The following is a 23,362-nucleotide window of genomic DNA, read 5'->3' as shown; positions in this document are numbered from 1 at the left end:
AAAATAGTGAGATAAAACAAAAAAATCAGCATATAATATGGAATATGCTGATTTTTTAAAGATATATTTTAACAATATTTATTGTTCTATAATCTTACCTCCGATAAGTTTTTGCTGATCAATTACCTTAGGTTTACCAAATATTCGAATCGTACCTCCGGCCCTAACTTTAGCTTCAACCAATTCAGAAGCCTTTACATAAGCGGTACCTCCTGCATTGACATCTACATCGGTTTGTTCGGTTTGCAAGCGGTCACCCTCGTACTGTCCGCCGGTATTGATACGAACCACCTGATTCTTGGCAGTACCACTGGTTTCAATAATACCACCGGTAATAGATTTTACATTCAGTCGGAGTACTTCGAGTTTCAAATCAATTTCTCCACCTTCCTGTGCTTTTAGCTCTAAAGTTTCCTGTTTAATAAGATCTTTAGAAGTTACAAAGGCATTCTCATTAACATCTACAGTTTCTATTCTTCCTTTGTAATGTACCTCTACAAAAGTTTCAAAACCACTGAATACTTTATCGATCTCCATCCTGATCTTTAACTTTCCACCATTGTTAACAAATACTACTTTATGAACATCATCTCCGGTAACAATAGCCTTATTTTCATCAGATTTAACCAGGTTAACAGAGATCCCATCAAAGGCTTTTATTTCTGAAAACTCACCTAACTCCTTAACAACTTTATCTTGCGCCAAGAGCGTAAAGCTTGATACAAACATGAGTATTGAAAATACTTTCTTCATACGTAAATACATTTTAGATTTAATTGTTAACGATCCTTCCAACAATTATTGTGCCTTTGTGATCCTAAAATCTAAAAATAATCAGCTCAATAGGTCTTCTTTCTTTCCTAACAATTCAAAATCGAGATGACGTTTAATCAAATCTGTATTCTTAACAGTCACCATGACTTCATCACCTAACTGATACATATTTTTGGTAACCTCTCCAACAAGCGCGTATTGTTGTTCATCAAAAACATAATAATCGTCCTTTATGTCCCTGATGCGCACCATGCCCTCACATTTATTTTCAATGATTTCTACGTAAATTCCCCATTCGGTAACTCCCGAAATAACACCAATAAAATCCTGATCCTTATGATCTTCCATAAATTTGATCTGCATGTATTTCACAGAGTCACGTTCCGCACTGGCAGCAAGACCTTCCATTTGAGAAGAATGTCTGCATTTTTCCTGATACTCTTCTTCCTTTGCAGATTCACCACCATCCAGATAATGCTGCAATAAACGATGTACCATAACGTCAGGATACCTTCTTATCGGAGATGTAAAGTGGGTATAATAATCAAACGCCAATCCGTAATGACCAATATTCTCAGTAGTATACTCAGCTTTACTCATACTTCGGATAGCAAGGGTATCCACAAGGTTTTGTTCCTTTTTACCCTGCACTTCATCCAATAACTGATTTAGAGAGCTTGTAATGGTTTTTCTACTCTTAAGGTTAACACTATATCCAAAACGAGATATAACGCCATTTAACTGTATTAATTTTTCGTCATCAGGTTCATCATGCACCCTGTAAACAAAAGTCTTTTTTTGTTTACCAATAAATTCAGCTACCCGGCGATTGGCTAATAACATAAACTCTTCAATAAGTTTATTGGCATCCTTAGCTTCCTTAAAGTAAACTCCCATCGGATCGTTTTCTTCATTCAATCGAAATTTAACCTCCACTTTATCAAATGAAATAGCCCCGGCATCCATTCTTCTGTGACGCATAACTTTTGCCAGTTTATCCAAAACCAAAATTGCTTCTGCAATGGTATCGCTAACCTCGTATTCTTTTTCACTTAACGATAATTCCTGAGGAATAGCCACAGCATCAGCTTTTCCTGTTTCCTTGTGAAGAATTTTAGGGTTATCAACACCATCCTCAAGTTCATAATTCTCAATAATGTGTTGTGCTTCTTCATAAGCAAAACGCTGATCAGAATAGGTCACGGTTCTTCCAAACCATTGATTTTTAATCCCTGCGTTTTGATCGATTTCAAAGACCGCCGAAAAGGTATACTTTTCTTCATTTGGTCTTAGGGAACAAGCATTATTCGATAATACCTCAGGTAACATCGGCACCACCCTGTCAACTAAATAAACCGAAGTTGCACGATTATAAGCTTCATCATCCAGTATAGAACCAGGTTGAACATAATGCGATACATCAGCAATATGAATTCCTATTTCATAATTACCATTATCAAGTACCTGAAAAGACAAGGCATCATCAAAATCCTTTGCATCCTTAGGATCGATGGTAAAAGTGGTAACCCCACGCATATCGCGCCTTTTCTTAATTTCACTCTCCTGAATAGAAGTATCGAGTTTATTGGCAAAATGTTCCACATCCCCTGGAAATTCATATGGAAGACCATATTCGGCTAGAATCGCATGCATTTCAGTCTGATGCTCTCCTGGCTTTCCAAGAACTTTAATGATTTTACCATATGGCGATTCAGCCTTATCCGGCCAATCGGTTATTTCTACCAACACCTTATCGCCATCTTCTGCTTCGTTAATTTTGTTTTTAGCAACAAAAATATCTGTATACATTCTAAAATCTCCAGGTACGACAAAGGCAAAATTCTTCTGCATTTGTACAATCCCAACAAAGGTCGTTCGCTTTCTGTTGATAACCTTGGTGATCTCACCTTCCAAACGCTTGGATCCCCTTCTTCGTGGAAAAACATATACTTCCACTTCATCGCCATGAAGTGCTTTACTTAAAAGGGATGAGGGAATAAAAACGTCCTTTTCCAGGTCGTCGCAAATTACATAAGCATTTCCTCTGCCGGTAATATCTACAATTCCGGTATAATAATTTTGAGAAGGAATAACTTTATATTTTCCTCTTTCAACCTCTTCAATCTTATTTTTAGCTTTTAACTGACCTAAACGTTTAATCAATAAATTTCTTCCGCTGGTATCTTTAATACCAAGTTTAGAAGCTATTTGTTTATAGTTTAGTGGTTGATTTTTGTTCTTTTCAAGTACGGAAAAAATTCCTTTAGTTATTTCTATCTTCCGCTGCTTTTCAGCTCTTTTCTTTCTTTTCGTCATATATAAATTAATAATTGCTGTAAAATACAAATAAAAGATTTGAATCTACAGGCTTTAAAAAAAGTTAAAATTTTATTAAAAAAACTGTAACATTATGGATTTATCTTCGTCTATAAAGTACAAAGTCTTAGAATCTGTGAAACGAGTTTATAAAATAATCATATTTTTTGCCTCCATTTTTATAATGGGTTTAATCTCTTTTACAGTATACATCAACTACTCTTTAGAGAAAAAGGAGGTCTTACATGCAGTAGACAGTAGCAAAACTAAGCAAAAAGATCATATCAGAACCATTTACAAGTATTAATTTTCTGTAAGCTTCCTGGTTTCCTATCCAGAAAATCGCTATTTAACAACCATTAATTGTTCTAAATTTAATCTTCGATCTTAAACATCGTACAATCCATAAAGTACTTGAATTCAAGCAAAACAAATAATTTTACTGAATATCAAATTAATATTAAAAAGTTCTTGGTATCTTTATTATAAGCCCAAAAAACAGGTGCTTATGAAAAATTTCATTACCGTAGCTACATTTACGTATCCTCACGAATACATCGTTTTAAAATCTGTATTAACCGAAGAGGAAGTACCCTTTTTTTTTGAGAATGAAACCATTGTTTCCGTATCTCCCTTCTATTCATTCGCCCTCGGAGGCATTAAATTAAAAGTACACAAGGCATACGTAGATTTCGTAAAGGAAATCATAAACGATTTAAATCAACCTAACTCACATCTAAAATTAGTTTAACCTTATTCACATTTTAAACATTATACATTATATACTTTTTCTTTTTTAAAAAATTTTAAATCTATTATGATTGTTATTATTGCTTGTGAATATGTAGAAAAACTTTTCGTTGATTTTCTTTTTTGTTGAAGTTATGGAGCGTTATAAACAGTAATTAACAATTCTATTTGGCGTTAAATAATTGTAAATAAGACAGTTTTTATATTTAATTAACAACCGTTGATAATTGTTAACTGGATTTAAATTTTAATAAATCGACTGTTAATTTATGTTGATAACTGTTGAATTCGGTATTGATAAAAAAGAAACAAATCCAAAAAACTTTAGTTGCACAATTCAATTAAAAAATCATTATTCGATTATAATTGTATTCACCAAATTTTTAATTCCTTTTTTAAGCATTAGTTATTAACGATTGTGTTAATAAAGAACCTCTTTATTTATAAGGCTTTTACCTTTTGAATAAACACCATTGTTAATAACTGTTTAATTACGATATAAACCCTTTAAATACAATACATTATCGTGTTGAATACCTCGATTATTAGGTAATCCACCTTATAATTATATTGTTTAGGTTTAAAAATAGGAAGCAAAATAATTTTATTTTCATCTTAACGATTCTAAACTAGGCTATTTACTACCTTTGTACCAGTTTAAACAACACAATTATAACAAATGAAAATTGCAATAGGAAACGATCACGCTGGTACAGATTATAAATTTGCCATCGTTGAGTATTTAAAATCTAAAGGGATAGAAGTAACCAACTATGGAACTGATGAGACTTCTAGTGTTGATTATCCTGACTTTGTTCATCCCGTAGCTAATGATGTAGAGAATAACAAAGCTGATTTTGGTATTTTAGTATGTGGAAGTGCTAATGGGGTAGCGATGACTGCTAATAAACATCAGGGAATCAGAGCTGGTCTTTCCTGGAATAAGGAAATAGCGGAGTTAACCAGAGCTCACAATAATGCTAATATCTTATGTATTCCTGCAAGATTTACGGCGATTCCACAAGCTATTGAAATTGTTGAAACCTTTTTAAATACTGAATTTGAAGGTGGAAGACATCAAAACCGAATTAATAAGATACCTATGGGTTGCTAAATTAAATGGGGAAGGTAAATCATCAATCGCATCAACATAACGCAATAAGTGGTAAAAACCTTTTAATATCTATCATATTAAATATAGTAATTACCCTTTCTCAGGTTATTGGTGGTTTTATTTCCGGTAGTTTAGCATTACTTTCAGATGCCTTACATAATTTTACCGATGTTGTTTCGCTGGTCATTAGTTATATAGCGAATCGACTTTCAAAACAAAAGGCATCTACCCATCGTACTTTTGGATATAAGAGAGCAGAAATAATAGCTGCGTTTATAAATGGCGTTACCTTAGTGGTAATCGCCATTTTACTTATTATAGAATCTGTAAAAAGGTTTTTAGAACCCCACGAAATTGCTTCAGAATTAGTTATTTGGTTATCCCTTTTGGGGATTATAGCGAATGGCTTAAGTGTTTTTATTCTTAAGAAAGACGCTGATAAAAACATCAATATGCGTTCGGCATATTTACACTTATTAACAGATATGTTAGCAAGTGTTGCCGTATTCATTGGAGGATTACTAATGAAGTATTATCAGGTATATTGGGTAGATAGTCTTCTCACCTTTATAATTGCTGTGTACCTGGTTTATGTAGGTTTTGACCTTTTAAAAGAATCTACAAAAATGTTAATGCTTTTTACGCCTGATAGTGTAGATGTAAAAGCGGTGGCACGAGCTGTTCATCAAATACCAAAAGTTAATAAATTACATCATATTCATATCTGGTGTTTAAATGATGATGAAATGCACCTGGAAGCCCATCTTGATTTTAAAGAGAACATAGATCTATATGAATTTAATCATATACTACACCAAATAGAAGAACTTCTTAAAACAGACTTCGGAATTAACCACGTCAATATTCAACCGGAGTTTAAAAAAGACGATCCAAAAGATTTTATTGTTCAAGATTAAAAGTTAAACCGAATGATCGATATCACTGTTAAAACCTATAATGAATTAACTACTAATGAATTGTATGAACTACTTCAGTTAAGAAGTGAAGTTTTTGTGGTAGAACAGGATTGCGTTTATCAGGATATTGATGGTAAAGATCAAAAAGCACTTCATGTATTGGGTATAAAAGATGGAAAGATCGTAGCATATACCCGCCTTTTTAATGCTGGGGATTATTTTGAATTTCCTAGTATCGGACGTGTAGTTGTTAAAGAAACTGAGCGTCAATTCGGCTATGGCCATGATATAATTAAAGCTTCCATAGAAGCGATAAAAAAACACTATCAACAATCCAGAATTAAAATATCAGCGCAAACCTATTTGATTAAATTCTATCAAATGCATGGTTTTGAACCTGTTGGTGAAGAATACCTGGAAGATGGTATTCCTCATGTTGCCATGATCCGTGAATAACTTCAATTTTTATAGCTTATTTTCATTACCCTTCACACCCATGAATTAAAGTCCTTTCAGGACTTTTTGAGCATATTTTCTTGCCAGAAACAGATTAACATAACTTTACTTTCATTTATTTATTAAAAAACTGAATTCGTAAGACTTCAAAATATTTCATTGGTTAATAATTTTTCAATATATTACTTTTTCTTACATTAAATTAAGATTTAATTAATAATAAAATTGTTTATTTGTAAAAATAGATACATGTTTTTTTATATTAGTAAACTATGAATTAATCTTCCAGATATGCGATCTCTTGATGAAACAAAGAATGCGGTTAAAACAGATCCAATAAAAGGAGATACCTTGTTTGATACCTTATATGAACTTCACGCATCAAAGCTGTTTGAAATTATAAGACAGTATGTGGTTTCTAAAGAGGACGCCGAAGAACTTTTACAAGACGTTTTTTTAAAGGTTTGGAAAAATAAAAATTCACTAGACTTTACTAATAATGTAACAGGGTACTTATACAGAATAACCCGTAATACGTGTCTTGATTATTTAAGAGCAAAAAAGAATAGACTATCTGTTGAATCTAATACACTGCAACAAATACACCTTTTAAACTATCATGCATTATCGAACGATACCGCATCTGGTATTATAGAAAGAGAACTTCAAAAACAAGTGGAAAAAAGTCTGGAACAACTTCCTGATAAATGTAAAACTGTCTTTATTAAAAGCAGGTTCGAAGGAAAGAAACACAAAGAAATTTCAGAAGAACTGCAAATTGCTCCAAAGACGGTAGAGAACCATATAACAAAGGTATTGAAGCATTTAAGAACTACCCTGTCAGAGTACTTTAATTAATAAAAACAGATTTTTATTTGGGGGGTAGTAAACTCTTTTCTCGTATATAATAATAAAGGGTTTCTTGAATGAATAAAAAAACAATATTAAAGCTTATTAAAAATGAACTTCCGGAAAAAAAGGAAAAGGAAGTTATTGCATGGTTGTTTAAAAACCCAAAAAGGCAAAGACAATATGAATTGTTAAAAGCAAAGCATATTGCTCAATCCTTAAGTACTGACCCAGGTACTTCATCTCCCAAAAGAAAACCTTTCACGAAGAATGTTTATAAGTATGCCATTGTTTTATTAGCTATTATAACCTCCTCTGTGGTTTATTGGAACTATAAATCTGACATACTGCCAATTAAAAATTCGAATGCAAAAATTCAGATAATTGCAGAGAAAGGTGAAAAGAAAGAATTCTATTTATCCGATAGCACCAAAGTTATTCTCAACAGCAATAGTTCCCTAACCTATCAAAAACATTTTGAAGGCTCTAAACGCAAGGTAATACTTGAAGGAGAAGCCTTTTTTGATGTAACTGAGAATAAAGAAAAACCGTTTATTGTTTATACCACCAGCGGAATGAAAATAAAGGTTTTAGGTACCAGCTTTAATATAAAATCATATCGGGAAGATCAATATATAGAAACCACATTAGTGGAAGGGAAGGTTAAGATTATAGAAGATTCTACTTTTAAAACAGTTGAATTAAATCCTTCTCAAAAGGCAACCTATATAAAGACAAAAGATCAAATCATTATTGAAGATGTAGATCCTCATCATTATACCTCCTGGAGAAAAGGAAAACTTATTTATAACGAAACTCCAATGGACCAGGTTTTAAAAGATCTGGAAAGAACCTACGACGTTGTATTCAAAGTACAATCAAGTAAAATTTTAGAACATAAATACAATGGCATTTTCGATAATCTTTCATTGAATCAAATATTAGAATTATTTGAATTATCGTCGCCAATAACCTTTAAAATCAATGATAAAACCGAAATAGAAGTATTAATGAAAAAATAAAAGGCAAGTGTTGCAGCACTTACCTTTTCAGGCTAATTATTTAGTTACAGACAATAAGTAAAACAAACAATTAAAACCCGACCAAAGTTATGAAAAAAAGAAGACTTCTTTTTTCAAAAATCCACATGCTTCGGATTATGAAAATTTATGCCATTTTACTTTGTGTTACGCTTTCTAAAATTTTTGCATCTGAAGCCTTTGCACAGAGCATATCATTAAGTGTCAACAACGAAGAATTAAAAACTGTTCTTTCTTCTATTGAAGAAAAGAGTGGTTACAGTTTTTTCTATAATAGTAGTATTATAGATGTGAAAAAGCGAATTTCAATTTCTGTAGAGAATACGGAGTTAGAAGAAGTAATGAATCTTCTTTTTACAAAAAGTCCTATCGACTATAGTTTTGTTAGAAATCAGATTATTTTGTTTCCAAAGGGTAAACCTGAACTCAAGCAAAAATTCACTGATTTATTAACATCGCGATATTCTGAATTATCAAGCCTGGCTCCACAAAAAATAAACGATCAGATTGTGGCGCGTATGCAACAGTCTATAACAGGTGTGGTAACGGATAGCGAAGGATTACCTTTGGCCGGAGTTACCATTATGGTAAAGGGAACCACCAACGGAACCTCAACAGATTTTAATGGTAAATTTGCTATTAATACTTCTGCATCAAACCCTGTATTGGTCTTTTCATATGTCGGATTTGCTACGCAAGAGGTTGCTGTTAATAACCAGACGGAAATTAATATTAGCCTGGTAGAAAATACTTCAGAATTAGATGAGGTGGTAGTTGTAGGGTATGGTACCAAGAAAAAAATCAACTTAACAGATGCGGTTGCCGATGTAAATATGGATAAGGAAATCGGGGAACGACCTGTAGCATCAGTAAATCAAATGCTTCAAGGAGCCATTGCCAACTTTAATGTTTCTACAAATAGTAGTGGTGGTGAACCCGGATCTACAACCAATTTAAATATTCGTGGTGCAGGAACTTTAACCGGTAACGGAGGTACCCCATACATATTATTAGACGGTGTGCCAATTACTGTGGGTCAAATGAATAGTATCAACCCATATGATGTAGAATCTGTTTCCGTTCTTAAAGATGCAGCTTCAGCTTCTATTTATGGTTCACGTGGTGCATATGGAGTTATTTTAATTACAACTAAAAGAGGTAAAGCGGGTAGAATTTCTGTTGAGTATTCAGGTAATATTGCATTTGCATCCCCTACCAGCCTTCCTGAATCAAGTAACAGTTTAGACTTTGCAAGAGCCTATAATGATGCAGCAACAAACGGAGGGGCTACCCCGTTATTTGATGACGAAGAAATACAACGTATTCAGGACTATCTTGCCGGAAATATTACCGATGAAACACAACCAAATGTTTCAGGAACCAACTGGATGTATTATACAGACGGATATGCCAATAATGATTGGTATGATATAATGTACAAAGATTATGCTCCGAGACAGCAGCATAAACTAGGGGTAAATGGAGGAACAGAAAAAACAACGTTCTATCTATCCGGAAACTATTACAATCAATTAGGTAATTTAGAATACGCCGACGACGAGTACGATCGTTATAACTTTACGTTAAACCTCAACACAGAAGCTATCGATTGGTTGCGATTTGATATTTCCTCTAAGTATACGCGTGAACATACCTTATTGCCTAGTGGTGGATTTGGAAATTATGACAAAAACATCATCTATCACCAGATTTCAAGAATGTGGCCGGTTAATCCATTGTACGCTCCTGACGGAACTATTGTAAATAGTGATGTAAAAAGAATCCAGGATTCAGGGAATACAAATAATTATACCAACAACACCATTCTTCAAGGTGCGGTAGAATTAGAGCCTATCACCGACTGGGTAACCAGAATGAGTTATAACTATCATCTTACGAACGCCAATTCCGAACGAATCGAGTTGAGAAATTATATTCCTCTACCAGACGGAACCTCTAACAATGTAGGGTACAATCCGGATGAAATTATTCGTAGTTTCAGTGAAAACACCAATAAGTTATTCAACATCACCACCAACTATAAAAAGTCTATAGGGAATCATAACATAGACCTTTTATTAGGTTATGAACAACGCGAAGTAAAGTATACCGGCTTAACCGGACGTAAATCTGAATTGGTAACTGAAAATGTACCAACGATCAGTACGGCAGTGGGTGATGACATTGCTGACGATGCTTTAAGTCAGTATTCAACAAGAGGTTTCTTCTACAGCCTTTCTTATAACTATAAAGACAAGTTTTTACTTTCAGGTAAAACAAGAATTGATGAAAGTTCATTCTTTAGAGAAGGAAAGCGTCGTGGAGTATTCCCATCGGTTTCTGCCGGTTATGTGATATCTCAGGAAGATTTTTGGTCAAGCATAAAAAATACGGTTAATACCTTAAAGTTCAGAGGATCATGGGGTCAATTAGGAAATCACGATCCGGCTTTAGCTAACAGATTCCAAGAGTTCTTAAATGTTGGAAACGGTTCTTATTTGTTAAACGGAGCCAGACCAAATGTGGTGTATTTAGGTTCTTTGGTAAGCCCAAACCTTACCTGGGAAACCGTTACCAGTATCGATTTTGGTTTAGATGCAGCTTTATTTAACAATAAATTGAACATGACCTTCGACTGGTTTAGCAGAACTACCAGCGATATGATCGGACCGGTAGAAGCATTACCTTCTTTATTAGGAGCTTCTGCACCGCAGGAAAACAATGCTGAATTAAGAACGGAAGGATGGGAATTAAGCCTGAAGTGGAGAGATCAAATCGGACAAGTATCATACCGTATAGGAGTGAACATTGGAGATAACAAAACCAAAGTGGTTTCGTTTAACAACCCTACCAATATCTTTTCTACTTATAGAGAAGGACAAATGTTAGGAGAGATCTGGGGTCATGAAACAGTGGGTTATTTCCAATCAGATGAAGACGTAGCAAATGCAGCAGACCAATCTTACTATTTTTCTACCTGGGGACCTGGTGATATTCAGTATGCCGATCTAAACGGTGATGGAGTAATTAACATAGGTGATAATACCACCGATAATCCTGGCGACAGAAAAATTATAGGTAACAGCACACCTCGTTATAACTACGGTATCAATGCCGGACTTACATGGAAAGGCTTTGACCTGTCTGTTCTATTCCAGGGAGTTGGAAAAAGAGACTATATGTTCGGAACCGGAGCTAACCTTTTCTGGGGATTCAGAGGAAACCAGTGGCAGAACTCAATTACCAAAACATCTCTTGATTACTGGACACCGGAAAATACCGATGCATATTACCCGAAACCTTATATGGGAGGTCAACATGTTAAGAACACGCGTTCGCAAACTAAATATTTACAAGACGCATCTTATATAAGATTGAAGAACGTACAATTAAGCTATTCATTACCTACCAGCTTAATTAATGAAATTGGTTTAACAAGAGCACAAGTTTACTTCAGTGGTGAGAACCTGTTTACCATTACTGATTTACACGAGAACTTTGACCCGGAAGCGCTGGGAGGTGCCTGGGGTAATGGTAAGATATATCCATTACAACGTGTATTGTCTTTTGGAGTAAACCTAGGTCTATAAACAAAAAAAAATAACTATGAAATCAATAAGAATAGTATCATTTATAGCATCTATCATGCTACTGGTAGGATGCAATGAAGATTTTTTAGATCGCCCGGATCTGGATAATATAACCACCGATAATTATTGGCAAACCCCGAATGACTTAAACTTATTTGTCATTCAGTTTTACACCTCATTTCCAGGATGGAGTCCGGGAGAGTGGAGTGGAGGAATTTACTGGTATGACGCCAGTAGTGACAATATGCTTAGAACCAATGTCAATAACAGGCTATCCGGAAGAAATACCATCAACTCAGGTAATGGTAACTGGAACTATAGTAACATCCGTTCTGTAAATACCATGTTATCAAAATACCAGGAAATAGATGCACCCTTTGAAGAGATGTCACAATACGTTGGTGAAGGGTATTTTTTCAGAGCTTATTACTATTTTAATCTTGTAAGAAGCTACGGAGATGTGCCATGGATCACAGATCCTTTAAGCCCGGATTCAGAAGAATTATACAGTGAAAGAACCCCTAGAAATGAAGTAATTAACAATATCCTCGCAGATCTTGATAAGGCTATAGAATATATGCCTTCCGGAGAAGTAAGCAATGGGAACAGATTAAACAAAGAGATTGCTTTATTGTTTAAATCAAGAGTAGCATTGTATGAAGGTACCTGGGAAAAGTATCATTCAGGAACCCCTTTCGGAGTTAGTGGATCTGACGGAACACAATATTTACAAATTGCTGCTAATACAGCTAAACAATTAATAGATAACCCTGCAGGTTATGGTGTTTATAATACCGGAGCCACAGATAACGACTACTGGGTATTATTCAATCAAACCGATTTTTCAGGCCATCCTGAGGTAATGCTTTGGAGAGCTTTCGATCGCGATTTGGGAATTGCCCACAACGGACAACGTTATTTACCGAGAATCGGAGGAGATGTAGGATTAACGAAAGACCTTGTAGATCAGTATCTATGTGCCGACGGCCTACCAATTTCACTCTCTGGTCAATACCAGGGCGATCAGGGATTGGAAAACGTGTCAGCAAACAGAGATCCACGTTTCGCCCAAACAGTATATTTACCAGGAGATCCTATGGAGGAAGTAAATGGTGAAATAATTACCGCTTTCGAACAAGCTCCGTTAGGTCAGAGCGGATCTGCCGGTTGCCCTTCAGGATATATGGTGTTTAAAGGTGCAAATCCCGATCCTGCGCAATATTCTTCAGGAGGTGTAGGTACAACGTCATCACCGATCTTTAGATTCGCCGAAGTGCTTTTAAACTACGCAGAAGCAAAAGCGGAATTAGGAACTATTACCCAAACGGATATCGATATGACCATTAATGCGCTGAGAGATCGTGTAGGAATGCCTCATTTAACCTTAAACAGCATCCCTGCAGATCCGAATTGGAATTTCCCTGGGCTATCTCCAATTATTAATGAAGTGCGAAGAGAACGCCATGTAGAGTTCGCTGCTGAAGGATATCGATTTGATGATATCATGCGTTGGCAAGCTGCAGATGAGTTAATTGTAAATAAAAGATTCAAAGGAGTTTATTTTGTACAGGAAGATTTTCCAAACCTTACCCCTGGGGTAGATGTTTTGGTAGATGCTGACGGATATGTAGATCCGCATCAAAATCAAATCGCATCAGGAAATCAATTTAATGTGAACAGAGATTACTTACTTCCTGTGCCTTTAAATGAAATTACATTAAATCCTAAACTGGAGCAAAATCCTGGTTGGGAGTAAAAAAAATCTATTATCTACACATAGAAATAGATTAATTTGGTTGATTAATTCAGGCCATTGTATCATACAATGGCCTGATTATTTTATAAGAGGCGGTCAGTTTCTTGCCGGGTAAAATGAGGTCCCGTTACCACAAATACCTTCCGAGCCCGATTTTATATTAGTGCCTTTTGTTGCACCCATCACCAGCAATACTACTATCCGATCGTTATAGCCCTTTATCCATCACGAAATCTTCCATTAAATACCCGTTTCCGATATCAATATCTTCCGAATACATGGTTTTAAAACCCAGTTTTTCATAAAACCCAGTTGCTTTATTGTAACGGTTTACATTCAGGGTTAAGGTATTATTACGATGTTTCTTAGCCTCCTCAGCTATAAAGTTTATTAAAATCCTGCCGACACCCTTACCCTGACTTTTAGGGTGAATATAGATTTTATGAATCTTGGTTTTAGCTTCGTTCTTATAATTAAACTCGTAAGCCGCAAAGCCGAAATAGTCGTCGTTTTCTTCTGCGAGTATAAATTTAATGCCTCCCTTATATTGATCCTTCAGCGAAGCAGCACTATACATCCAATCCAGCATATAATCAATTTGTTCAGGCGATAGAATATCTTTAAAGGTAGCAGGCCATGTCTCTAACGCCAAAGCACGTACAATGCCTAATTGCGCCTCGTTTGCATAAATAACATTCATGATTCCCTTCTTAGTGTTTAAATTAAATACTAATCCTGTTATATTTCATCCATTCATTGACGGTATGTATCCAGAACTTCAAAAAATCATTACTGAGAAAATGATTCGTAAAATCGTTAAATCTTTGCACATGAATACCGGTATAATGAAGCCAAATGGCTAATCCGCCAAAAGGCACCAGCTCTTTTTCTTCTTCTGAAATACCGGTTATAGATTCATACCCCTCGTAGAAAGCAGCCATTTTTCTTTTAAACAGCTCCTTGTCAGGTTCATTTTTAAAAATCAGCATCAGGCTATACCCGATATCTAAAAACAACCAACCATTGCCGGTATTATCAAAATCAAAGAACGTTATTCGATCCTCATTTTGAACCGCCATATTATCATACCAGAGGTCCAGATGAACGATCCCCGATCGCAATTTAGTAGGATCTGCACTGGTGAACCTTTCGTGAATCAATTCTTTAGCACGCTTAAAATAATGCATTTCAGGATTAGATTCCGGAAAAAAGCTCAGAGCGGTGTCATAAGCCCAGGCAACTAAAGTATCGGAAGTATAGGTTTTTCGATCGATCGATTTATGCGCTGTCAACTGATGCATTTCAGCCATAGACTTACCCAACAATCTACACACCTTTTCTGAAGGATTCTTAATGTTTTCTCCCTCCGCATAAGAAAACAACACAGCATATCTTAGCCCTTCAGGAGCTTCAATTTGTTGAATATATTGCTGTTCCAGGTCCTTTATCGGATAAGAAACACCAACATTATTTTCATTTAAATAATGGAGCAGTTTTAATTCTTCTGCTATCTCCTCTTCTGTTTTCCAGTCTTTAAAATAAACCCTGAGCACATAGTTACCATTCGTAGTTTGAATGCTGTAATTATGGTTGATACCCGTTTTTAAAATACCCGTTTGTGTACAAGTTGACAGGCCATATTTCGTCTCCGCCCAGGTTGCCAGATGTTCCGGGCAAAGGATGGAACTTAACGCAGGAATATGATTCATTGAAATAGATACTAAGCGTTTAAAACTTTTTCAATGGCATGCAATTCCTCCTTACTGAAGTTCAGGTTTTGAGCAGCCTCAATATTATTTTTCAATTGCTCGGTTTTACTCACCCCTACCAATACGGTAGTAATTCTTTCATCTTTCAATAACCACGAAATAGCCATTTGTGCCAGCGATTGACCGCGTTGTTGAGCAATTTCGTTGAGTTTCTTAACCTTTTCAATAATTTCAGGGGTAATCTTATCACGCTGTAGGTAACGACCGTCTTTAATCGCCCTCGAATCTTCAGGAATGCCGTTAATATACTTATCGGTCAATATACCCTGTTCCAGTGGAGAAAAAGCAATAGCCCCGATCCCTTCATTTCCCAGTACATCCAATAACCCGTTTTCTACCCAGCGGTCGAACATATTGTATCGCGGCTGGTGGATCAGGCATGGAGTTCCCAGGTCTTTTAAGATTTTAGCCGCCTTGGCTGTGTCTTCGGCATTGTATTGTGAAATACCTACATACAAAGCTTTTCCCTGTCTTACAATGTGATCCAAAGCACCCATGGTCTCTTCCAGCGGCGTATCAGGATCCGGACGGTGATGATAAAAGATATCGACATAGTCTAAGCCCATACGCTTTAAACTCTGGTCGAGACTGGCAATAAGATATTTTCTCGAACCAAGATTACCATAAGGACCCGGCCACATATCCCATCCGGCCTTGGTTGAAATAATGAGTTCGTCGCGGTAAGTACCAAGATCTTTTTGAAGGATGCGGCCAAAGGTTTCTTCAGCAGAACCATATGGCGGACCGTAATTATTCGCGAGATCGAAATGAGTAATACCATGATCAAAAGCAGTTCTTACCATTGATCGCGCATTTTTAAAATCGTTTGAGTGTCCAAAATTATGCCAGAGCCCAAGTGAAATTAAAGGCAGTAATATCCCGCTTTGCCCACACCTTCGGTAAGGAATGGTTTCATAACGGTTCGCATTTGGTACATATAAGGGTAATGGATTATGATCGTTTGTGTTCATTGGGGTGTTTATTGTAATATGCTGTTAAATTTTGCTGAATCAGCTAATAGTTTTGATGAGGTTACTATCGCTTCATCATTTTTCAAATAGTAATTATAAAGTCCTTCCTGATAGAAATAACGCTTAATAAGCTCATCTTCTAACTCTTTAATAATATTCTTCTTAAACGTATCTATCGAGCTTATTTTACTTTGCTGAATATCCTTTAATAGCTTTTCATAATCAGCTTGTACCTCGGCGCCAAAATCTTTGGTCTCCCCTGAGCTCATTAAATCCTTGAGTTCCCTTTCTGTTTTGGTTTCATATTCAAAACCTGCCGCTGCCACAAAAGATTTAAAGTCACTGTAATCAGACTCGGTTAGTTCAAAGTCAGCCATATCCGAAATCGGATGATTGTAATAATAGTTGGTGGCGTAATCAAAAACCACATTATTTTGAATCAATGCACGCGTGATAGCATTGTTTTGAAGCGCTTCAATTTTAAGATCCGGAATAACCCCTCCACCGTCGTATACCTTACGGCCGTTTTTGGTTTTAAACTCGTTGAATTGCGTGTTTTTAACCGCATTTCCCTGTTCATCTCTATGCCAATAGTCCAACGACTGAATACACCTTCCACTTGGCGTGTAATAACGCGAGATCGTTACTTTTAACTGTGTTCCATACACCAGTTTAAGCGGACGTTGCACCAGTCCTTTTCCAAAGCTCTGTGATCCTATAATCACCGCTCTGTCCAGATCCTGAAGAGCTCCACTAACAATTTCACTCGCCGAGGCACTTCTTCCATTAATCAATACCACCAAAGGAATATTTTCATCCAAAGGCTTACGTTTGGTATAATACGCCTGATTGAACTTTTTAACTTTCGATTTAGTGCTCACAATAAGTTCGCCTTTAGGAACAAACAAATTGCAAACCTCAATCGCCTCACTTAAAAGTCCTCCCGGATTCCCTCTCAGATCAAGAACCAAACGCTCTATGCCCTGGGCTTTTAAAGCCTCAATAGCCTCCTGGGTTTGTTTGGAAGCCTTTCTGTTAAATCGCGATAAAACAACATACCCGGTTTTATCGTCGATCTTTCCATAAAACGGTACCGCATCAATTTCAATTTCTTCACGCTCTATAGTGGCCGTCTCAGTGGCTCCCTGTCGCTTGTAAGTAAGCTTAATTTGACTGTTATTGGCTCCTTTTAGGAGTTCTGAGGCATCTTCATTGTATTCTGATACATCGACATCATCTATTTTAATAATTTCGTCTCCTGCCTTTAAACCAGCCTTATCTGCAGGCGAATCTTTATAAGGTTCTACAATAAGAATTTTGTCAGGATAGTTGCGCACCACAGCACCAATACCCGAGTATTCACCATTTTTACGAATCCTGAATTCTTCCACATCCTGTTCATTCATAAACTGCGTATACGGATCGAGATCATCGAGCATATTCTTAATGGCAGTATCCATCAGTTCTGCAGGATTGGTTTCATCCACATAATTCATGTTCAACTCCTTGAACATCGTAGTGAATATCTCTATCTGCTTGGCAATTTCAAAGAAATCGTTTTTAAACGAACTTGCCGAAATTAAAACGAAGACCGCTAAAACAGGGATTAGCACTCTTTTTCTTAATAGCTTCTTCATAACAATCGTATTTTATGAGTTCGATTCTTGCTGAATCTTACTTATGAATTTATTTAAAAGTTTTTGCATGGCGGTATTTAATTCCTGAAAATCCGGAATTTCCTTTCCAAGGTACAAAAACATAAAGGCATGACTTGTTTCCAGATTGTTAAAAATGAGCTCTTTGTTCAGACGGTAGGCTTCACGCATCAACCTTTTTACCTTATTCCGGTCTACAGCTTTTTTAAACTTGCGTTTAGGAACCGAAAAACCCGCCTGAATCGTAAACGCTTCAAACCAATCATCATTTTTAATATAAACAACCCTTAAAGGGTATTTAGAAACCGACGAACCCTCAGTAAACATGCGTTCTATCAGTTTCTTACTTTTTAATTTCTCTTTTTTAGGAAATGTGTAATCCATGCAGCAAAATATCATTCTGTGTAAAAATAGAAAAACCTATTCACATAAGTCTCAAAAACCCGAGGCTCTTGTTTTATGAATAGATATTGTATCTTTCAGAAGTTAATAACCATGACAAAAATAGTGTGAAGAAATTACTTATTACCAGCCTTACGCTTATGCTTATTGTAAGTTGTAAAAAGGAAAAAGAAAAACAAGATACCACCGAAGAAAAAAAGGAAAACGTTACCTATTTCTACGTCGGAACCTATACGGATAAAGAAAGCCGTGGAATTTATCGCTACGCACTCTCTGAAGACGGATCCCTCGAAAAACAAAAACTGCTGGCTGCTACCGAAAATCCATCTTTTCTGTCGTATACCGCAGACAAAGCCTATTTATTGGCGGTTAATGAAAATGAAACAGGCACGGTAGAATCCTACCAAATTACTCCGGATAGCCTGGTGTTTATAAACAGAAGTTCCTCCGGGGGGGCACATCCCTGTTTTGTTACCACCACACCCGATAATTATGTGCTAACAGCAAATTATACAGGAGGAAATACCGGACTCTTAAAACTGGATGCCAATGGAAAACTATCAGACTTACTCGATATACATCAACACCATGGCGATACCTTAAACGCAAGACAAACAGGACCTCATGCACATTCCGTTTGGGTACAACCCGACCGTTCTTTGGTGGAAGTCGACCTCGGCACCAATCAATTGTGGTTCTCTGAAATTAAAAATGACAGCCTCATAGCCAAAGCACCGGCAACCCTCGATATGAATCCTGGCGACGGTCCGCGGCACATGACCTTTCACCCAAATGGCACCTATGCCTATGTGATTAATGAATTAAGCAGCAGCATTGTAACCCTAAAGAAAAACGCTGAAGGCGAGTGGGAAAAACAATCAACCATCAGTACCCTGCCAGCCGATTTTAAAGGCGACAGCTATTGCGCAGATATACACATATCCTCAGATGGTCAATATGTATATGGCTCTAATCGCGGACATAATTCCATAGCCATTTTTAAGGTGGAAGAGAATGGAGAGCTAATGAATATAGGTTTTGATTCGGTAAGAGGCGACTGGCCCAGAAACTTTGCGTTATCACCCGATGAAGACTTTTTATTGGTTGCCAACCAAAACAGCAACAATATTATTGCATTTAAAAGAGATCAAACAACAGGACTGCTAACATATGTAAGCGAAGTAGCGGCACCTTCTCCGGTGTGTATCCTGTTTTAAATCGGTACTAATTCGAAAAAAAGAGTTTATAATTAACCACATAAAAAATGCCGACCTCAATAATTAAGGTCGGCATTTTTATCAGAAATAATATAACACTTAAAATATTATTCCGAATAAGTATTGTTATCCTTATTAATATCAGCCATAAAGCCGTTAGGGTCTATAACGATACTTTTAATTTCAGACTTCGATTTATCAATAGTGAAATCGTAAGTAGGATACGCCCATGCCCAGTCAGGCAATACAGTGCGTTTTGTATTTGTATACGGGTTCGTAGGCTTCTTACCACGCATCATTCGTAGCGGGGCATAGAAATACTCCTGAGAACCATCATTATAGGTAACGATAACATCTATAGGCATTGGCATTAAACCGATACGCTCCATAGTTACTTTGGTTTTATTCCCCTCAGCAGTAACCCCTTTAATACCATAGTCAATAGTATTGGTAGTTTGAGTCCAATCCGTTAAATACCAGTCTAAATGAATTCCCGAAACCTTTTCAGCAACACGCTTAAAGTCGTTAGGCGTCGGATGTTTAAACTTAAAATCGTTGTAATAACGCTTAATCGTTTCTTTTAAATTATCCTGTCCGATTACATATCCCAACTGAGATAAGAACACAGCCCCTTTGCTATAAGCAGCAATACTGTATGCAGCATTGTAGTTATACCTGTCAGCATGCGTAGTTTGCGGTTGCTCTACTCCCGATTTAACGATATAATAGTAACCTTTGTAAGAACCAATACTCGGGTTCACAGGGTTTTTGTTTTCAACGTGATTTTCCGCCAGAGTAGAGATATAAGAAGTAAACCCTTCATCCATCCACTCGTACTTAGACTCGTTGGTAGCCAATAAATGCTGGAACCAGGCATGAGCCATTTCGTGTGCCGTAGTACCGAAAAGACTACCATATCTTTTACCTCCCGCAATAAGCGTACACATAGCGTACTCCATGCCACCGTCACCACCTTGAATCACAGAGTACTGCTTCCATGGGTAAGGTCCGATGTGCTCATTAAAGTAAGCTAAAAGCTCAGCAGTAGGCCCTTGAACCTTTTTCCAGTTAGCTACAATCTCAGGATCATTTTTATAAAGGAAGTGTAAGGTAACCCCACTTTCAGTCTCCAGTTTGTCGTGAATGTATTCCGGATCAGCAGCCCAGGTAAAATCGTGTACCATAGGCGCCTTAAAATGCCAGGTTAATTTTTTTCCGCGCGGACGCTTAACTTGCGTACCCTCTTTTTCGTAGTTGTAACCAATCTCATTAGGGTTTTGCAGGTAACCCGTACCACCAACTACATAATCCTTGTCGATAGTCAGTTTCACGTCAAAATCACCCCAAACACCTTGGAACTCACGAGCGATATACGGACTGGTATGCCATCCCTGGAAATCATATTCAGCCATTTTAGGATACCATTGCGTCATCGATAATGCAACCCCATCCTTACTATTTCTACCACTTCTTCGGATCTGAACAGGCACCTGCCCGTCAAACTCCATAGTAAAAGTAGCAGACTCACCAGGAAGGATACCCTTATTAAGACTAACTTCCAGTACCGTTCCCTCAACATTATAAGTTACAGCCTTTCCGTTTTGCTTAAGACTTTTTACCTTGATATAACCAATCTCAGAAGGCGATAACTTCGCAATACGACTTTCGTATTTAGGATTTTCCTTAGTCCCCAGGTTGTTAACCATACGACCATCAGGGTCAGGAATATTTTGTAAACGGCTATCCATTTCGCTTCCCGGCTGGAAAGCATTAAAATATAAATGATAATAAACGCTGTTTAGCGTATCTGGAGAATTATTGGTATAAGTTAACACCTGACGCCCCTCATACCGATAATTTTCAACATCCATATCGATATCCATCTTATAATCGACATGCTGTTGCCAATACGAAGTGTTGTTTTGAGCAGTAGCTAAAGCAATACCAAACAACATCAAGACACCAGACAAGTTCATGTATAATTGCGTTCGTTTCATAATAAGTTAGTTTAGAAAAAAAGAGCATGTCTAAAAAGCTTGTTTTTATAAAAATTGTCAGTCTGAGCCTGTCGAAGACAATTTGATCTCCAACAGATTACACTTCGACAAGCTCAGTGTGACATAAATTTTCACCACTTTTTAGACAACCTCTTGAATAATATTTATAAATTGATTTCTCCTCTCGAAACCTTATCAGCAAGGATGATGGCATTGTATAAGTTTACCATTTTCCCTGATTTAGAGATCGTTGCAAACGACTCCTTATCCGCAGGATTACCACCTAAGATCACATTAGATTTAGCCGCAAGACCAGAGTTCATAATAACCTGCTTCACCTGTGCAGCACTTAGCTTAGGATAGTAAGATCTGATTGTAGCAGCTACCCCGGCAACCGCAGGTGCAGCCATAGAAGTACCCTGTAGGTATTCATAAGTATTTTCAGGAGTAGTAGCCCATATCTTGGTACCCGGAGCAAAAACATCCACATTAACCTCACCGTAGTTAGAGAACGTAGCGATCATTTCAGGACCGTATTTGTAGTGTAAAGCACCAACCGTTAAAAAGTTGTCAGCGATCTCCGGACTGTTATCCTTAGCGTCGTTAGGATATACATTTGTTTTATCAAGATCCTCACCTTCGTTTCCGGCAGCATTAACGATCAGTACATCCTTTTCAGCAGCATACTTAATAGCATCCCATACCCACTCCGGGTTAGGAGAGTAATACTTACCAAAACTCGTGTTAATCACCTTAGCACCATTATCAACCGCATAACGAATAGCCAAAGCAATATCCTTATCGTACTCATCACCGTTAGGTACCGCTCTAACCGCCATAATTTCTACGTTCTGAGCAACACCATCCATTCCGATATTGTTATTTCTGGTAGCAGCAATAATTCCTGCAACGTGTGTACCGTGCTTTGCAAGCTCGCTATCCGTAATAACATCACCGTTACCGTAATCAGTATCATTGATATCATAAGGGTTGTCACCAACAACAGCTCTTCCGTCAAATTCAAGGTTTAGGTTGTATTTAAGTTGATCCGTGTAATAATCAACCCCACCTTTAATTTGATCTTTTAAATCCGCAACACCATCAGTTCTGCTTAAAAACTGAGACATCATCCCTTTTGCTTGTAAAAGAGCCTGATCGTCAGTTTCAATGGCATTGACATCCTCTTTAGTGTATTCCTTTTTACCCAGGTGTTTAGCGATGGCTTCATCTGCATCTAAAACCACCTGGTATATTTGTTCATAACGCTGTGCATTCTGTGAGGCCTCCTGCTTCTTCTTATCAAATTCAGCTTTTGCCTTTTGATAAGCTGCCGAACCATCATCCCCTTTTTTTACGATTCTGGTCAATTCGAGGTTTTCATCAACAGCCTCCCCTAAGAAATTCCATCCGTAAACATCATCGATATAACCATTCTTATCGTCATCGATTCCATTATTTGGAACCTCATCCTTATTGATCCAGATCACATCTTTCAGATCTTCGTGGTTAATATCCACACCCGAATCAATAACCCCAACGATCACAGGTTGTCCCTTACGAGCATTTAAGATTTCGTTATAGGCTTTTTCAACCGACATTCCCGGGATGGTATCCTGAACCAGGTCAAGATGACCCCAGTGCTTCATTTCAGTATCTGTAAGTTCAGTTACTTTTAAAGGAGTATTATCTATGTTTTCTATTGGGGTAGAAACTAATTTTGGCGATCCACATGCAGCCAAAATAAGAGCCATAGAGGCCGTACTTAAAATAGGTTTAACAATTCTCATTT

19 protein-coding genes are annotated in these 23,362 nt (G+C 36.9%); 10 read left to right on the top strand and 9 right to left on the bottom strand.

Annotated elements, in window-relative coordinates:
• Nucleotides 1-78: 78 nt before the first annotated feature.
• The gene (locus P278_RS13905) at nt 79-753 is read right to left on the bottom strand and encodes a head GIN domain-containing protein (RefSeq protein ID WP_038268187.1); all 675 of its coding nucleotides are present in this window, start codon (nt 751-753) and stop codon (nt 79-81) included.
• Nucleotides 754-834: 81 nt separating this feature from the next.
• Nucleotides 835-3,090: a ribonuclease R family protein gene (locus tag P278_RS13900; RefSeq protein WP_038268184.1), complete on the bottom strand. Its 2,256-nt coding sequence runs from the start codon at nt 3,088-3,090 to the stop codon at nt 835-837.
• Between the two features lie 94 nt (nt 3,091-3,184).
• Between P278_RS13900 and P278_RS13895 the strand changes: the two genes are divergently transcribed.
• The 9 genes from P278_RS13895 to P278_RS13855 all read left to right on the top strand — a co-directional run bounded on the left by P278_RS13895 (nt 3,185) and on the right by P278_RS13855 (nt 13,562).
• Nucleotides 3,185-3,397 carry a hypothetical protein gene (locus P278_RS13895; protein WP_038268181.1) on the top strand — a complete coding sequence of 71 codons (213 nt, stop codon included), beginning with the start codon at nt 3,185-3,187 and terminating at the stop codon, nt 3,395-3,397.
• Nucleotides 3,398-3,598: 201 nt separating this feature from the next.
• Nucleotides 3,599-3,841: a hypothetical protein gene (locus P278_RS13890; protein WP_038268178.1), complete on the top strand. Its 243-nt coding sequence runs from the start codon at nt 3,599-3,601 to the stop codon at nt 3,839-3,841.
• A gap of 678 nt (nt 3,842-4,519) precedes the next feature.
• Complete coding sequence (gene rpiB / locus P278_RS13885) at nt 4,520-4,954, top strand: ribose 5-phosphate isomerase B (RefSeq protein ID WP_038268175.1); 435 nt, start codon at nt 4,520-4,522, stop codon at nt 4,952-4,954.
• 5 nt (nt 4,955-4,959) lie between these two features.
• Entirely contained in the window at nt 4,960-5,871 is a 912-nt protein-coding gene (locus tag P278_RS13880) for a cation diffusion facilitator family transporter (RefSeq protein ID WP_038268171.1), read from the top strand.
• 12 nt (nt 5,872-5,883) lie between these two features.
• Entirely contained in the window at nt 5,884-6,327 is a 444-nt protein-coding gene (locus tag P278_RS13875; protein ID WP_038268168.1) for a GNAT family N-acetyltransferase, read from the top strand.
• Nucleotides 6,328-6,618: 291 nt separating this feature from the next.
• The gene (locus P278_RS13870; RefSeq protein ID WP_051413588.1) at nt 6,619-7,185 is read left to right on the top strand and encodes an RNA polymerase sigma-70 factor; all 567 of its coding nucleotides are present in this window, start codon (nt 6,619-6,621) and stop codon (nt 7,183-7,185) included.
• Between the two features lie 68 nt (nt 7,186-7,253).
• Nucleotides 7,254-8,198 (top strand): FecR family protein, encoded by a 945-nt coding sequence (locus P278_RS13865; protein ID WP_051413587.1) that lies wholly within the window; start codon nt 7,254-7,256, stop codon nt 8,196-8,198.
• 89 nt (nt 8,199-8,287) lie between these two features.
• Nucleotides 8,288-11,806 carry a TonB-dependent receptor gene (locus tag P278_RS13860; RefSeq protein WP_082436179.1) on the top strand — a complete coding sequence of 1,173 codons (3,519 nt, stop codon included), beginning with the start codon at nt 8,288-8,290 and terminating at the stop codon, nt 11,804-11,806.
• Nucleotides 11,807-11,822: 16 nt separating this feature from the next.
• Entirely contained in the window at nt 11,823-13,562 is a 1,740-nt protein-coding gene (locus P278_RS13855) for a RagB/SusD family nutrient uptake outer membrane protein (protein ID WP_038268165.1), read from the top strand.
• Between the two features lie 208 nt (nt 13,563-13,770).
• Here P278_RS13855 and P278_RS13850 read toward each other — a convergent pair whose 3' ends face one another.
• Genes P278_RS13850 through rnpA form a run of 5 tightly spaced genes read right to left on the bottom strand, consistent with a single transcriptional unit; the run spans nt 13,771 to nt 18,341 of the window.
• On the bottom strand, nt 13,771-14,262 hold the full coding sequence (locus P278_RS13850; RefSeq protein ID WP_038268161.1) for a GNAT family N-acetyltransferase: 492 nt from the start codon (nt 14,260-14,262) through the stop codon (nt 13,771-13,773).
• 22 nt (nt 14,263-14,284) lie between these two features.
• Nucleotides 14,285-15,271 carry a phosphotransferase gene (locus P278_RS13845; protein WP_038268158.1) on the bottom strand — a complete coding sequence of 329 codons (987 nt, stop codon included), beginning with the start codon at nt 15,269-15,271 and terminating at the stop codon, nt 14,285-14,287.
• A gap of 11 nt (nt 15,272-15,282) precedes the next feature.
• Nucleotides 15,283-16,302, bottom strand: a complete 1,020-nt coding sequence (gene mgrA, locus P278_RS13840) for an L-glyceraldehyde 3-phosphate reductase (RefSeq protein WP_038268155.1) — start codon at nt 16,300-16,302, stop codon at nt 15,283-15,285.
• Between the two features lie 8 nt (nt 16,303-16,310).
• On the bottom strand, nt 16,311-17,939 hold the full coding sequence (locus tag P278_RS13835; protein ID WP_038268153.1) for a S41 family peptidase: 1,629 nt from the start codon (nt 17,937-17,939) through the stop codon (nt 16,311-16,313).
• 12 nt (nt 17,940-17,951) lie between these two features.
• Complete coding sequence (gene rnpA / locus P278_RS13830) at nt 17,952-18,341, bottom strand: ribonuclease P protein component (RefSeq protein WP_038268150.1); 390 nt, start codon at nt 18,339-18,341, stop codon at nt 17,952-17,954.
• A gap of 125 nt (nt 18,342-18,466) precedes the next feature.
• Here rnpA and P278_RS13825 point away from each other — a divergent pair, with 125 nt between their 5' ends.
• The gene (locus P278_RS13825) at nt 18,467-19,576 is read left to right on the top strand and encodes a lactonase family protein (protein WP_235444299.1); all 1,110 of its coding nucleotides are present in this window, start codon (nt 18,467-18,469) and stop codon (nt 19,574-19,576) included.
• A 107-nt stretch (nt 19,577-19,683) separates the two neighbouring features.
• Here the strand turns inward: P278_RS13825 and P278_RS13820 are convergent, their stop codons facing one another.
• Both P278_RS13820 and P278_RS13815 read right to left on the bottom strand, forming a co-directional pair.
• Nucleotides 19,684-21,573, bottom strand: coding sequence for a M1 family metallopeptidase (locus P278_RS13820; RefSeq protein WP_082436178.1), 1,890 nt, complete (start codon nt 21,571-21,573; stop codon nt 19,684-19,686).
• A gap of 164 nt (nt 21,574-21,737) precedes the next feature.
• Entirely contained in the window at nt 21,738-23,360 is a 1,623-nt protein-coding gene (locus P278_RS13815; RefSeq protein WP_038268147.1) for a S8 family peptidase, read from the bottom strand.
• Nucleotides 23,361-23,362: the final 2 nt, after the last annotated feature.

The sequence above is a fragment of the Zhouia amylolytica AD3 genome (genome assembly GCF_000511935.2).
Classification (GTDB): domain Bacteria; phylum Bacteroidota; class Bacteroidia; order Flavobacteriales; family Flavobacteriaceae; genus Zhouia; species Zhouia amylolytica.
The sequence above is the reverse complement of the archived record's forward strand: the minus strand, read 5'-3'. Positions and strand labels throughout refer to the sequence as shown.

Coding starts and splice junctions, on each gene's coding strand:
- rnpA (WP_038268150.1), bottom strand. CDS start 18,341: ATGGATTACACATTTCCTAAAAAAGAGAAATTAAAAAGTAAGAAACTG.
- P278_RS13900 (WP_038268184.1), bottom strand. CDS start 3,090: ATGACGAAAAGAAAGAAAAGAGCTGAAAAGCAGCGGAAGATAGAAATA.
- P278_RS13835 (WP_038268153.1), bottom strand. CDS start 17,939: ATGAAGAAGCTATTAAGAAAAAGAGTGCTAATCCCTGTTTTAGCGGTC.
- P278_RS13895 (WP_038268181.1), top strand. CDS start 3,185: ATGGATTTATCTTCGTCTATAAAGTACAAAGTCTTAGAATCTGTGAAA.
- P278_RS13820 (WP_082436178.1), bottom strand. CDS start 21,573: ATGAAACGAACGCAATTATACATGAACTTGTCTGGTGTCTTGATGTTG.
- P278_RS13850 (WP_038268161.1), bottom strand. CDS start 14,262: ATGAATGTTATTTATGCAAACGAGGCGCAATTAGGCATTGTACGTGCT.
- P278_RS13815 (WP_038268147.1), bottom strand. CDS start 23,360: ATGAGAATTGTTAAACCTATTTTAAGTACGGCCTCTATGGCTCTTATT.
- P278_RS13875 (WP_038268168.1), top strand. CDS start 5,884: ATGATCGATATCACTGTTAAAACCTATAATGAATTAACTACTAATGAA.
- P278_RS13860 (WP_082436179.1), top strand. CDS start 8,288: ATGAAAAAAAGAAGACTTCTTTTTTCAAAAATCCACATGCTTCGGATT.
- P278_RS13905 (WP_038268187.1), bottom strand. CDS start 753: ATGAAGAAAGTATTTTCAATACTCATGTTTGTATCAAGCTTTACGCTC.
- rpiB (WP_038268175.1), top strand. CDS start 4,520: ATGAAAATTGCAATAGGAAACGATCACGCTGGTACAGATTATAAATTT.
- P278_RS13855 (WP_038268165.1), top strand. CDS start 11,823: ATGAAATCAATAAGAATAGTATCATTTATAGCATCTATCATGCTACTG.
- P278_RS13845 (WP_038268158.1), bottom strand. CDS start 15,271: ATGAATCATATTCCTGCGTTAAGTTCCATCCTTTGCCCGGAACATCTG.
- P278_RS13865 (WP_051413587.1), top strand. CDS start 7,254: ATGAATAAAAAAACAATATTAAAGCTTATTAAAAATGAACTTCCGGAA.
- P278_RS13880 (WP_038268171.1), top strand. CDS start 4,960: ATGGGGAAGGTAAATCATCAATCGCATCAACATAACGCAATAAGTGGT.
- mgrA (WP_038268155.1), bottom strand. CDS start 16,302: ATGAACACAAACGATCATAATCCATTACCCTTATATGTACCAAATGCG.
- P278_RS13870 (WP_051413588.1), top strand. CDS start 6,619: ATGCGATCTCTTGATGAAACAAAGAATGCGGTTAAAACAGATCCAATA.
- P278_RS13890 (WP_038268178.1), top strand. CDS start 3,599: ATGAAAAATTTCATTACCGTAGCTACATTTACGTATCCTCACGAATAC.